Genomic DNA, 13103 nt, shown 5'->3' with positions numbered 1-13103 from the left:
CCTCGCCTGTCATCCAGCCTTCAAATCCATCGCGGACAATAGCCCCTACAGAAAGTTAAGGGGCCTCCAGACATGACCGATGTTGCATTCGACCGCGCGGTAGCCGATCCCGCGCCGATCCAGCCGGCCTCGCGGCCAAATCTCGACAAGGGCTTCAATCCGCTGACGATGATCCTGTTCTTCGGCATCCTCGCCGCGGGCCTGCTCTATGTGGCCTACAGCATCTATTCGGATGTCGATGCGACCGGCACGCGGGTCACGAGCTATCTGCCCTACATCCTCTTGTTTGTCGCGCTGCTGATCGCGCTCGGCTTCGAATTCGTCAACGGCTTCCACGACACCGCCAACGCGGTAGCGACCGTGATCTACACCCATTCGCTGCCGGCCGAAGTCGCGGTGATGTGGTCGGGTTTCTTCAACTTTCTCGGCGTGCTGCTCTCGTCCGGCGCGGTCGCCTTCGGCATCGTCTCGCTGCTACCGGTCGAGCTGATCCTGCAGGTCGGCTCCAGCGCCGGTTTCGCGATGGTGTTCGCGCTGCTGATCGCCGCGATCCTCTGGAACCTCGGCACCTGGTATTTCGGCCTGCCGGCCTCCTCCTCGCACACGCTGATCGGCTCGATCATCGGCGTCGGCGTTGCGAACGCGCTGATGCGCGGCCGCGACGGCACCTCGGGCGTGGACTGGGGCAAGGCTACGGAGATCGGCTATGCGCTTCTGTTGTCGCCACTGGTCGGCTTCATCTGCGCCGCCGGCCTGCTTCTGCTGCTCAAGCTGATCATCAAGAACCCGGCGCTCTATGCCGCCCCCGAGGGTCACAAAGCCCCGCCGATGTGGATTCGCGGCCTGCTGATCCTGACCTGCACCGGCGTCAGCTTCGCCCATGGTTCGAACGACGGCCAGAAGGGCATGGGCCTGATCATGCTGATCCTGATCGGCACCGTGCCCACAGCCTATGCGCTCAACCGCGCATTGCCGGAGTCGCAGGTCGCCCAGTTCGCGAAGGTCTCGGATGCCGCCTCCAAGGTGGTTGCGGCCAAGGGCGCCGGCCATGCGATCATCGGCGATCCCCGTCCTGCGGTGACGCAGTACGTCACCTCGCATCACATCAGCGAAGGCACCTACCCTTCGCTGTCAGTGCTGGTGAAGGATGTCGGCGAGCAGGTCGCGAAATACGGTTCGCTGAACAAGGTGCCGGCGGAAGTCGTCGGCAACACCCGCAACGACATGTACCTGACTTCGGAAGCGATCCGATTCCTGATGAAGGACAAGGAAAACGACCTCAGCAAGGAAGAGGTCGCGACCTTGAACGCCTACAAAGGCGGGCTAGACAGCGCGACCAAGTTCATCCCGACCTGGGTGAAGGTCGCGGTCGCGATCGCGCTCGGTCTCGGCACCATGATCGGCTGGAAGCGCATCGTCGTCACCGTCGGCGAGAAGATCGGCAAGACCCATCTCACCTACGCGCAGGGTGCCTCCGCCGAGCTCGTCGCCGCCGCCACGATCGGCGCCGCCGACGCGTTCGGCCTGCCGGTCTCGACCACCCACGTGCTGTCGTCCGGCGTCGCCGGCACCATGGCCGCGAACGGTTCGGGCCTCCAGGTCGCCACCATCAGGAACATGGTGATGGCCTGGGTGCTGACCCTGCCCGTCGCCATCCTGTTGTCAGGCACGCTGTACGTGATCTTCTCGCGAATCTTCTGAAGCCGGTCGCATCACTCAAAGACAAAGGGCCCGTGCGATGCGCGGGCCCTTTTCGTTTGTGCCTTCGGCTAGATGTGCGCTTGGCCTTACGATGCCGCGAGCGATTCCTCGACCAGCTTGACCCAATACGACGTGCCGTAAACGATGGCGTCGTCGTCGAAATTGTAGGCGGGGTGATGCAGGCCGGCGCTGTCGCCGTTGCCGCAGAAGATGAAGGCGCCGGGGCGCGCTTCCAGCATATAGGCGAAATCCTCGCCACCCATCAGCGGCGACATCTCGAGCACATTGGCCTCGCCCGCAACTTGCCCGGCGATGCGACGCGCGATCTCGGTCTCCGCGGCGTGATTGTTCACCACGGGATAATTCCGCTTGTAGTGCAGATCGATCTTGGCGCCTGTGATCTGCGCCACGCCCGCCACAACCTCGTGGACGCGCTTCTCCACCAGCTTGCGCACCTCCGGCGACAGCGTGCGGATGGTGCCCCTCAGTGTCGCGGTTTGTGGAATCACGTTACGGGCATTGCCTGCGTGGAACTCGCAGATCGAAATCACGGCCGATTCCAGCGGATCGACGCTGCGCGCAACGATCGACTGCAGCGCCGTGATCACCTGTGCACCGACCAGAACGGAATCCACACATTTGTGCGGCCGCGCGGCATGGCCGCCGAGGCCCTCGATCATGATATCGACCTCATCGGTCGCCGCCATGATCGGACCCGGCCGGATCGCGAACGAGCCCACCGGAATGCCCGGACCGTTGTGCATGCCGTAGACCTGCTCGATGCCGAAGCGCTCCATCATGCCGTCCTTGACCATGGCCAAGCCACCCGCGCCGCCCTCCTCGGCCGGCTGGAAGATCACCACCGCATCGCCGGCGAAGTTGCGGGTCTCGGCGAGATAGCGCGCAGCACCGAGCAGCATCGCGGTGTGGCCGTCATGGCCGCAGGCGTGCATCTTGCCGGGGGTCTTCGAAGCGTAAGGCAAGTTGGTCTGTTCCTCGACCGGCAGGGCATCCATGTCGGCACGCAGGCCGATGGCCTTGAGGCCCTCGCCGGCCGGCTTGCTGCCCTTGATCACGCCGACCACGCCGGTCTGGCCGATGCCCGTCACGACCTCATCGCAGCCGAATTCGCGCAGGCGGTCCGCGACGAATGCTGCGGTGCGGTGGACGTCGTAGAGCAGTTCCGGATGCTGGTGGATGTCCCGGCGCCAGGCCTGAATATCGGGTTGAAGGTCGGCGACGCGGTTCACGATGGGCATGGAGGGTCTCAAGCTTTGTTGAAAATGCAGGCCTGTCTACCATGCAAGCACCAGTCCACCCAACTGGCAGGGATCTGGGTAGCTCTGTCCTCCCGTCATGGCCGGACTTGTCCCGGCCATCCACGTCTGACTATTAGAACGGAAAGTGCGTGGATGCCTGGGACAAGCCTGGGCATAATGCCTATTGGGTGGAAGCAGAATGCCAAGGCGGCTCGAAGGTGAGTTTGACTATATTGTCGTTGGGGCCGGCACGGCGGGCTGCATCGTCGCCAACCGGCTGTCGGCCAATTCCAGCAATCGCGTCCTCCTCCTCGAAGCCGGCGGCGACGACAACTGGATCTGGTTCCACATTCCCGTCGGCTATCTCTTCGCCATCGGCAATCCGCGCTCGGACTGGATGTTCAGGACCGAGGCCGAGCCCGGCCTGAACGGCCGCTCGCTCGCCTATCCCCGTGGCAAGGTGATCGGCGGCTCCTCGGCGATCAACGCCATGATCTCGATGCGTGGACAGGCCGCCGATTACGATCACTGGCGCCAGCTCGGCATGACCGGCTGGGGTTATGACGACGTGCTGCCGCTGTTCAAACGGCTCGAGGATCACTTCCTCGGCGCAAGCGAGCATCACGGCGCCGGCGGCGGCTGGCGCATCGAGGCGCCGCGGCTGTCCTGGGACATACTCGATGCCGTGGGCGATGCGGCCGAGGAGATGGGCATCAAGCGCATCCCGGATTTCAATACCGGCGACAACGAAGGCACCAGCTATTTCCACGTCAATCAGAAGCGCGGCCGGCGCTGGTCGTCGGCGCGCGGCTTTCTCAAGCCGGTATTGAACCGCCCGAACCTGCGGCTCGAAAAGCATGTGCTGGTCGATCGTCTGATCATCGAACAGGGCCGCGCCGTCGGCGTGCGCTTCATCCAGAACGGCGAGATCATCGAGGCGCGTGCTAAACGCGAGGTGGTCCTCTCGGCAGGCGCGATTGGCTCGGTACAGGTGCTGCATCGCTCCGGCATCGGACCTGCCGACTGGCTGTCGCCGCTCGGCATCGACATCGTGATGGACAAGCCCGGCGTCGGCCGCAATCTGCAGGATCATCTGCAGCAGCGCGCGATCTACAAGGTCGAAGGCGTGCGCACACTGAACGAGACCTATTACAACCTGGTTCGACGCGGCCTGATGGGCCTCGACTACGCCTTCCGCCGCCGCGGGCCGTTGACCATGGCGCCGTCGCAGCTCGGCATCTTCACCCGCTCCGATGCGACGCGCGCACGCGCCAACATCCAGTTCCACGTGCAACCGCTGTCGCTCGACAAGTTCGGCGATCCCCTGCACCGCTTTCCCGCGATCACGGTGAGCGCCTGCAATCTCCAGCCGACATCGCGTGGCACCGTACGTCTGCGTTCGGCGGCGCCGGACGAGAAGCCCATCATCGCGCCGAATTATCTTTCAACGGACGACGACCGTCAGGTCGGCGCCGATGCCATCCGCACCACCCGCCGCCTGATGCAGCAGAAGGCCTTGGCAAAATACCGCCCAAGCGAATATCTGCCCGGCCCCGCCGTCGGCGACGACGATGCCTCTCTTGCCAAGGCCGCCGGCGACATCGGCACCACCATCTTCCATCCCGTCGGTACCGCGAAGATGGGCGCAGCAAATGATCCGATGGCGGTGGTCGACGAACGCCTGCGCTTCTACGGTCTCGGCAGCCTTCGCATTGTCGATGCCTCGATCATGCCGACCATCACGTCTGGCAACACCAACACGCCGACCGCGATGATCGCCGAAAAGGGCGCAACAATGATTTTGGAGGATTCGAAGTGAATGCGTAGCCTGATGGGGCGTAGCGAAATCCGGGAGAGGACGCTCGATTGGTCCCGTATTCCGCTACGCTCCATACGGGCTACGCGTCCAACCACCTCACGAAAACGTCATCGCGTCCGGGAATAACACCCCCGCTCCCCCAATCACCTCCCCGAAGCCCAATTCCGGGCGGAGTGGAGCTGCGCGATGAGCGGACACGATCACGGTGAGGACGGCTTAAGCCGCCGCAAGGTGTTGGAATGCATGACCTGGGCGGGCACCGGTGTGCTCTGGACCGTCACCGGTGGCGTCCCGCGCTCGCTCGGCATCATCGATTCCGCGCAGGCTGCGACCGCGGCGGCGCCCGGAATGACCTTCCTCCAGATCAGCGACAGCCATGTCGGCTTCGACAAGCCGGCCAATCCCAACGCGCTCGGCACGCTGGAGGAAGCCGTCAACAAGATCAACGCGATGCCGGTCAAGCCGTCGTTCATGATCCACACTGGCGACATCACGCATCTCTCCAAGGCCGCCGAGTTCGACAATGCCGATCGCATCATCTCGCAGAGCAAGCTCGACGTGCACTACGTGCCCGGCGAGCATGATTTCCTCGACGAGGAGGTGAAGTTTTATCGCGAGCGCTACGGCCGCGGTACCAAGGGCGCAGGCTGGTATTCGTTCGACGCCGGCGGCGTGCACTTCATCGGCCTCGTCAATGTCGTCGACCTCAAGGCCGGCGGCCTCGGCAATCTCGGTGCCGAGCAGCTCGCCTGGCTCGAGGACGATCTGCGCGGCAAGTCGAAATCGACGCCGATCGTGCTGTTCGCCCACATTCCGCTCTGGACCGTCTACCCCGAATGGGGCTGGGGCACCGAGGACGGTGCTCGCGCGCTGGACCAGGTGAAAGGCTTTGGTTCGGTCACCGTGCTGAACGGCCATATTCACCAGGTGATGCAGAAGGTCGAGGGCAACGTCACCTTCCACACCGCACGCTCGACCGCCTTCCCGCAGCCGGCGCCGGGAGCTGCCCCCTCGCCTGGACCGATGAAGGTCGAGGACGCAAAGCTCCGCGCGATGCTTGGCGTTGCCAGCATCAACTTCAAGCAGAACGAGCAGCGGCTCGCGATCATCGACACGCCGCTCCAGGGTTGATGCAAGGCTAACGGAAGCTGACAATGAAGATTCTCAATCGCCGCGACTTCGGTGTCGCCTTCGGTCTCGCTCTGGCCGCGGCCATGCTATTACCCGTCACAACCGCCCGTGCCGAGGACATGGAGGTGCATATCGACAACTTCGTCTTCCAGCCGGCCGAGCTCAGGATCAAGGTCGGCACCACCGTGACCTGGACCAACCGGGACGACATCCCCCACACCGTGGTGTCGGCCGGCAAATTCAGGTCCAAGACCCTGGACACTGACGACAAGTTCTCGTTCACCTTCACCAATGCGGGCGACTACAAATATTTTTGTTCTCTGCACCCGCACATGACGGGGATGATCAAGGTTGAGTAACACCTCGAACCAAGGCATCAACGTCTTGCCCGGCCGGTGGTCCCACACCGGCCGAGCCCGTGTGCCTTCGGTCACACTCAGGGACGAAACGAATAGGGACGAGACGAACAGCGACGAAACCAAGCAACGAGCAGAACAAGAGGCAAAGCGAGGAGCGATGCCCGCCAACGACGATTTGCAGAAGGCGCAACGCTTCCGCGAGGCGGCGCTCCCCCATCTCGACGACGTCTACACGCTCGCGCGCTATCTCTTGCGTGACCCCTCCGATGCCGAGGACGCGGTGCAGGAGTGCTATCTGCGCGCGCTGAAGCATTTCGACAGCTATCGCGGGCCGGCGATAAAGCCTTGGCTATTCGCGATCCTGCGTAACGTCTGCAATGCCGAATATGCACGGCGCGCACACAGGCACAGCGCGATCGAGGATACGCCCGGCGCTGCCGAGCAGACGCCGATCTGGCAGGAGACCGAGGCCAGCCCCGAAACCGAAGTGCTGCGCAGCCGCGATGCGGGCGCGATCCGCAAGCTGATCGACGCGCTCGCCGAGCCGTTCAAGGAAACGTTCGTGCTGCGGGAGATCAACAACCTGTCCTATCGTGAAATCGCCGAGGCCGCCGGCGTGCCCGTCGGCACTGTGATGTCCCGCCTCGCCCGCGCCCGTGCCATGCTGCGCGCGGCCTGGACGGCGGATGAGGAGCAAGCAAGATGACCTGCGACGAAGCAAGAATCCTGCTTCACGCGCTGCTCGACAACGAGCTCGATGCCGGCCACGCGCGCGAGGTCGAAGCCCATATCGCCGGCTGCCCGGCCTGCGCTGCGGAGTTCGCCGCGCAGCGCGAGATGCAGCGCGTGCTCGCAGACGCCGATTTGCGCTACACCGCACCGGCGAGCCTGCGTGCGCGTATCGAGGCCTCGCTGCCGCAGCCGCAGCATCAACAGCCGAGCCGCCGCTCCGTGCTGCGCGGCTTTGCGATGGGCTCGGCAGTCTCCGCGCTCGCCGCCTCCGGCGTCGTCGCATTGGTGCTGCGCCAGGACGACCAGCAGCGCATCCTGTCGGAGGTCGTCTCCGCGCATCTGCGCTCGCTCCAGGCCGGCCACCTCATCGACGTGGTCTCGACCGACCAGCACACGGTGAAGCCGTGGTTCAACGGCAAGCTCGACGTCGCCCCGCCCGTGATCGACCTCACCGCACAAGGCTTTACGCTGGTCGGCGGCAGGCTCGATTATATCGACGCCCGCGCCATCGGTGCGGTCGTCTATAAGCGCCGGCAGCACGTGGTGAATTTGTTCGTATCGCAGACATCGAACGCGGAATACCGCGCACCCAGGACCGAAGCCATGCAGGGCTTCAACTGCCGGCGCTGGGGCAATCGCGGCCTGAACTTCTGGGCCGTCAGCGATCTCGGCGCAGACGAGCTTGCCGAATTCGTCGACAAGTTCGAGGCGGCGATGAACGGTTAGCTTCTGCGCATGCCGTCATTCGAGCGGAGGAAATCGTTCGAAGACGGGCAGTTCGTGAGCCCGCACCATCCAGCCAATCCGCTCGGCGACCTGAATGTGCATCGTCGCCGGAACGGCATCAGGGTCATCATAGGTGCCGCTCTGGATATCGATGATATCGGGCATCAGGTTTTCGTTGATGTAGAACAGCCCCGTGCCGCAATCGGCACAGAAGTGACGTCGTCCATGTTCGGATGATTGATAGATCTTCGGCTGACCGCGCACGACTTTGACCGCCTTGAGCGAATACATCACCCAGCCAACCATCGGTGCCCCGGAGTGACGGCGGCAATCCGCGCAATGGCAGAGCGCATGCACCATCATGTCGCCGTTCACTTCATAGCGGATGGCGCCGCAATGACAGCCGCCAGTCAAAGGCATCGCCCACTCCTCTCCCGGCCAGGTCAATGCCGGGAAATAAGCGTCGATTTGGAATTTCGGGAGACGGACTGCTTCAGCAGGTCGCACGTCGCGACATCAGGCCGCAGCAGAGGCCTTACGCAGACCTTCGCACCGCATTGTCCACCAGCGTCTTGCCGAGCGACCAAATCGCGCCGGGGACCTTGTGGCTGCCGGCGATGACGTCGTCGAAGGCGCGCTCGATCCAGCCGCAATCTTCCTCGGTGATGGTGAGCGGCGGCAGAAGCTTGATGGTGTGGCTGCCATGGCCGGCGACTTGCGTGAGGATCTTGTGGTCCTTGAACAGCGGCACGGTGATGAGCTGGCAGAACAGACCCTTGTTGGCTGCCTCCAGCACGTTCCAGGACGCCCGCAGCCGCAGCGATTTCGGCGGACCGAACTCGACGCCGATCATCAGGCCCTTGCCGCGGACCTCCTTCAACAGCTCGTAGCCGGGCACCATGCGCGTGAGCGCGAGGCGCAGCTCGGCACCGCGCTTGGCGGCGGACTCGATCAGCTTCTCGGACTCCATGATGTCAAGCGTGGCGATGCCCGCAGCCATCGCCAGGTCGTTCTTGGAGAAGGTCGAGCCGTGCACGACGGCGCGGTCCATCTGGTTGAATATCTTGTCGAAGATGCTTTTGCGCGTCAGCACCGCGCCGACCGGCACATGGCCGCCGGACAGCGACTTCGACAGCAGCACCATGTCGGGCTCGACGTTCCAGTGCTCGACCGCGAGGAAGCGGCCGGTGCGGCCCATGCCGGTCTGGATCTCGTCGGCGACGAACAGCGTGCCGTATTTCTTGCAGAGCGCAGCTGCACCCGGCAGGAACTCGTCGGTGGGCATGTTGACGCCCTTGCCCTGGATTGGCTCGACGACGAAGGCCGCCACCTCGCGCGAGGCCAGCGCCTTTTCGAGCGCGGCGAGATCGTTGAACGGGATCGAAGTGCATCCCGGCAGCAGCGGCTCGAAGCCGGTGCGGAAGTTCGAATCACCGGTCAGCGACAGCGCGCCATAGGTCAGGCCGTGATAGCCGTGGGCACAATAGACGATCCCCGGACGACCGGTGGCGCCGCGGGCGAACTTGATCGCCGCTTCGACGCATTCGGCGCCGGAATTGGCGAAGAACGCCTTATCAAGATAGGGGACGTATTTCAGGAGCCGCTCGGCGAGCACGCCGGCGAGCACCGAGACGTCGAACTGGACGAGGTTGGGCAGGTCGGCATCGAGCACGCTCTTGAGCGCCTCGCGCATGACAGGATGATTGCGCCCGATCGCAAACACGCCAAAACCGGACAAGAGGTCGAGATAGCGCGCCCCGTCGCGGTCGTAGAGATACTGTCCCTGCCCCTTCTGGAAGCCGACATCGTAGCCGATGGTCTTCAGAACCCGAACGAACTGCTCGTTCAGATGCCGATTATGCAGGGCGCTGCGCTGGGCCTGGCGGTCCGCGAACAGCTGAGACATGTCTGGATTTGGGCTGTGCATCCGCTACATACTTCGGTTGAGGGCCGTCTCGTCAACTGAAAACGGAACGTCGCTGAAAACGGTCTGTGCGGCCTTTTGCCCTTTTTCGGACCATCTTCGCAAGCAGAGCTTTAGACCATGTTGCACTGCCAAGGAACGATCATGCGTTTAGCCCTTTACACCGGACTAATACTGGCTGGCGGTTACACCTGCCTGAACCCGGCGCTCGCGGCCGATCCGACCGGCGACTGGCGGGTTGCCGACGGCGTCGCCAACATTCGTGTCGCCCAATGCAATGGCAGCATGTGGGGCGCGGTTTCCTGGGAAAAACAGCCCGGGGGCCGCGACGAGAACAATCCGGACGCGTCGAAAAAGACCCGGCCCACGCTGGGCATGGCGACCCTGATCGACATGAAGAAAAAGCCCGGCGCCGATCAATGGGAAGGTCAGGTCTACAATGCCAAGGACGGCCAGCTCTACAGCGCAACCATCACGCCGGTTGGCACCGACCAGCTCGAGATCAAGGGCTGCGTGATGGGGTTCCTGTGCGGTGGCGAGACCTGGACCCGGGTCAGCCCCCCGATTCCCTTGAGCTCCGCCAACGCCATGGCCAAGGGCGCGCCGAAGCCCACCGGCGCGGCGTCGAAAGCCCCGGGAACGACCGGCGCTACGGTGGCGCAGCCTGCGCCCGCAGCCCCGAAGGCCGCCGGCACCGCCAAACCCGGTCAGAAGGGCGCCGCCGACCAGGTCGGCGACATCTGCCTACTCCCTGAGATTGCGGGGTTTGCCCATTAGGGCAGGCTGAAACAGCAGCACGGCGGCGAGCGTCGTCACCAGCGACAACGCCAGCAGCTTGCCCATGCTGGACGTGCCGGGATGGCTCGACAGCCAAAGGCTGCCGAACGCGGTGGCCGTTGTCAGCGCGCTGAAAAAGATCGCGCGCGTCAGGCTGGTCTGGAGCAGGTTTGTCCTGCCCGAGCGCCAGGCCACGACATAGTAGATCTTGAAGGCCACGCCGACGCCGAGCAGCAGCGGGAACGCGACGATATTGGCGAAGTTGAGCGGCAAGCCGATCAGCACGCAGATCTCGAGCGTGACCGCGCCTGCCACCAACAGCGGCACCAGCGTCATCAACACGTCGACGAACCGGCGCAGCGTGATCCACAGTAATAGGCCGATCACCAGCAGCGCATAGATTCCGGCATGGATGAACGCCTTCACCACGGTGTCGCCGGATTTCAGGATCGAGACCGGACCGCCGATCGCGGTCGGCTCGGCAACGAGCACCGCCGCCGCAAATTTGCGTAGCGTGTCGTTGTCGTTGGGATCACCCTTCGGCAGCGCCTCGACGCGGATGATACCGTCCTTGCTCTTCCAGGCGCTGACGAGATCTGCCGGCAATGACTTCAGGGTGACCGGCTCGGCCTGCAACGCGTTCCGGAGCTGGTCGAACACGATCTTCATCGGCGCGACGAACACGTCCTGCGCCTTGTTCCGTGTGGCTTCATCGGCATTGGCGAGCTTTTCCAGCGCATCCGCGAGCCGACGCGAGGCAACCGCACCCGGGCCCTTCGCATCGCCTGCGGTCCGGCGCAGATTGTCGACCGACGATTTCAGCGCATCGACGTTTTCCTTGTCCGACGGCGCGGCGTCGATCTGGTCGGGATTGAGCGCGGGGTTCAGCACCTTGGCGCCCTGCGCGAGCAGCTTCAGCTTCGGCGGCTGGTCTTCAGGAACGAAGCTGTTGAGCGACATCACCCGCAACACCTCCGGCACCTTCTCCAGCTTCGCCTCCACCTGCCTTGCCTGCTCTTCCGACGTGGTCATCACGTTGATGGCATTGGCGCCGGTGTTGGGATCCTTGCGCAAGTCGAGGAAGGTCGCGATCGACTCTGCCTTCGGGTTGCGCAGATTCATCGGGTTGAAGTCGAACTTCATGAAATAGAGCAGCGGCAGGCCGGCGACCGCCAGAAACATGGTGCCACCGACGACCAGCACGCGGTGCTTCTCCAGGAAGTGATCGAGCGGCGCCAGGAAGGCATAGCCGACCGGCTCTTTCTCACCGGGCGGGTTCAACAGCTTCAGCATCGCCGGGAGCACGGTGATGCTAGTGAGGAACGCGACCAGCATGCCGACGCCGGCGATCTGGCCGAGTTCGGCGATACCCTTGTAGTCCGTGGGGATGAAGCAGAGGAAGCCAGCCGCGGTCGCCATTGCCGCCAGCGACAACGGAATTGCCGAGCGCTTGGCGGCCAGGATCAGCGCACCGGAGAGATCGTTGTGCTTGTAGCGCTCGGAGCGATAGCGGACGCTGTACTGGATGCCGAAATCGACGCCGAGGCCGACGAACAGCACGGCGAATGCGATCGACAGCAAATTGAGCGAGCCCACCATCATCAGGCCGGCGGCGGTGGTCAGCGCAAGACCGACGAAGAGATTGACGAACACCGCGAAGATGATCTTCGCCGAATGCAGCGCCAGCCACAGGATGAGCAGCACGACGAGGACCGTGCCGATGCCATTGACGACGGCGCCTTCCTGGACGGTTGCATATTCCTCGTTGGCGATCGGGACCGGCCCGGTCAGCCGGACTCGCGCCTGATATTTGGTGGCAAAATCCAGATCGGCTGCGGCCTTGCGGATCGCGTCGGTTGCGCCCTTGCCGGGCTCAAGCGCGTTGTAGTCGAGGATCGGCTTGAACTCGATGAAGGCGCGCTTGTCCGAATCCGTCAGCGGCTCGTCACTGACGAGCTGGCGCCAGGAGAACGTCGCATTGCCCTTGTTGAGCACGGTCTCGACCGTTTGCGCGATCTGGTTGAAGGGCCGTTCGGTGTTGTCGAGCTTGACCTGCCCGCGCTTGACGCCGGCAAGTCCCGTCTCGAGCGCGCCGGTCAGGCCGCGGATCGAGGGATCGCCCGCCATGATCTCGATCAGGGGTGCTGCGGATTCGAACTGGCCGGTGACCTTGGCAACTTCCTCTGTCGGCAGGAACAACAGACCATTCTTCTCGAAGAACTCGCCGGTGCCGAGCTGCTGCATCGACTGGAATTCGGTCTTGTTGTCCTTCAGCTTGGCATAGAGCGCGTCCGACGCCGCGGTCGCCATCTCCGGCGTCTTGGCTTCGACCACCGCCGTAATCGTCGCATCGCGGTCGAAGGCGCGATCGAACTGCTGGTCGCGTTGGCGCCAGTCCAGATTTTGGGCAATCAGCGAGTTGATGTCGGTGTTGATGGCGAAATGCTGGGACGTGTAATAGCCCGCCCCCACCGCCAGCAGGAGCCCGAGAACGACGACGAGGGAGGCAAACCGGGTGCAGGCCCTGACGATGGCAACGACGACGCTTTGCAGCACTACTTTTCTTTCTGCGGTTAACAGCTTGCCGGAAACGCCCGCTGTTTAACGGAGTTCCCGGCCGAAACCTATTGCTGTTTTGAGTGGTTATCGCCGTCAGAAGCTTCGAGGTAAACGGC

General features: G+C 63.6%; 11 protein-coding genes. 7 read left to right on the top strand and 4 right to left on the bottom strand.

All coding sequences use genetic code 11. The annotated features are described in order from the left end of the window. Positions 1–72 precede the first annotated feature (72 nt). Positions 73–1701 (top strand): inorganic phosphate transporter, encoded by a 1629-nt coding sequence (locus AC0L23_RS05550; protein ID WP_085385867.1) that lies wholly within the window; start codon positions 73–75, stop codon positions 1699–1701. Between the two features lie 86 nt (positions 1702–1787). Here the strand turns inward: AC0L23_RS05550 and AC0L23_RS05545 are convergent, their stop codons facing one another. Continuing rightward, positions 1788–2960: a M20 aminoacylase family protein gene (locus AC0L23_RS05545; RefSeq protein WP_018456909.1), complete on the bottom strand. Its 1173-nt coding sequence runs from the start codon at positions 2958–2960 to the stop codon at positions 1788–1790. 199 nt (positions 2961–3159) lie between these two features. Between AC0L23_RS05545 and AC0L23_RS05540 the strand changes: the two genes are divergently transcribed. From AC0L23_RS05540 to AC0L23_RS05520, 5 genes are all read left to right on the top strand, one after another. Then, complete coding sequence (locus AC0L23_RS05540) at positions 3160–4779, top strand: GMC family oxidoreductase (protein ID WP_018456910.1); 1620 nt, start codon at positions 3160–3162, stop codon at positions 4777–4779. A 186-nt stretch (positions 4780–4965) separates the two neighbouring features. Continuing rightward, positions 4966–5910: a metallophosphoesterase family protein gene (locus AC0L23_RS05535; RefSeq protein WP_085362350.1), complete on the top strand. Its 945-nt coding sequence runs from the start codon at positions 4966–4968 to the stop codon at positions 5908–5910. 23 nt (positions 5911–5933) lie between these two features. Next, positions 5934–6269, top strand: a complete 336-nt coding sequence (locus tag AC0L23_RS05530; RefSeq protein ID WP_085362349.1) for a cupredoxin domain-containing protein — start codon at positions 5934–5936, stop codon at positions 6267–6269. 157 nt (positions 6270–6426) lie between these two features. Continuing rightward, the gene (locus AC0L23_RS05525; RefSeq protein WP_018456913.1) at positions 6427–6975 is read left to right on the top strand and encodes a sigma-70 family RNA polymerase sigma factor; all 549 of its coding nucleotides are present in this window, start codon (positions 6427–6429) and stop codon (positions 6973–6975) included. Continuing rightward, positions 6972–7727 carry an anti-sigma factor family protein gene (locus tag AC0L23_RS05520; protein WP_085362348.1) on the top strand — a complete coding sequence of 252 codons (756 nt, stop codon included), beginning with the start codon at positions 6972–6974 and terminating at the stop codon, positions 7725–7727. Before AC0L23_RS05525 ends, AC0L23_RS05520 begins: the two co-directional genes overlap by 4 nt. A 15-nt stretch (positions 7728–7742) precedes the next feature. Here AC0L23_RS05520 and AC0L23_RS05515 read toward each other — a convergent pair whose 3' ends face one another. Both AC0L23_RS05515 and hpnO read right to left on the bottom strand, forming a co-directional pair. Further along, on the bottom strand, positions 7743–8147 hold the full coding sequence (locus tag AC0L23_RS05515) for a GFA family protein (protein ID WP_085362347.1): 405 nt from the start codon (positions 8145–8147) through the stop codon (positions 7743–7745). A gap of 115 nt (positions 8148–8262) precedes the next feature. Further along, a complete protein-coding gene (hpnO, locus tag AC0L23_RS05510) occupies positions 8263–9654 on the bottom strand; it encodes an aminobacteriohopanetriol synthase HpnO (RefSeq protein ID WP_026233264.1) in 1392 nt (463 codons plus the stop codon). A 141-nt stretch (positions 9655–9795) separates the two neighbouring features. On the opposite strand from hpnO, the gene AC0L23_RS05505 reads away from it, so the two are divergent. After that, on the top strand, positions 9796–10428 hold the full coding sequence (locus AC0L23_RS05505) for a DUF2147 domain-containing protein (protein WP_018456917.1): 633 nt from the start codon (positions 9796–9798) through the stop codon (positions 10426–10428). Here the strand turns inward: AC0L23_RS05505 and hpnN are convergent. Beyond that, on the bottom strand, positions 10396–12984 hold the full coding sequence (hpnN, locus tag AC0L23_RS05500) for a hopanoid transporter HpnN (RefSeq protein WP_018456918.1): 2589 nt from the start codon (positions 12982–12984) through the stop codon (positions 10396–10398). The two genes, AC0L23_RS05505 and hpnN, sit on opposite strands and share 33 nt — an antisense overlap. Positions 12985–13103 lie beyond the last annotated feature (119 nt).

It is taken from the genome of Bradyrhizobium sp. MI1.4 (assembly GCF_055811315.1).
The sequence above is the reverse complement of the archived record's forward strand: the minus strand, read 5'-3'. Positions and strand labels throughout refer to the sequence as shown.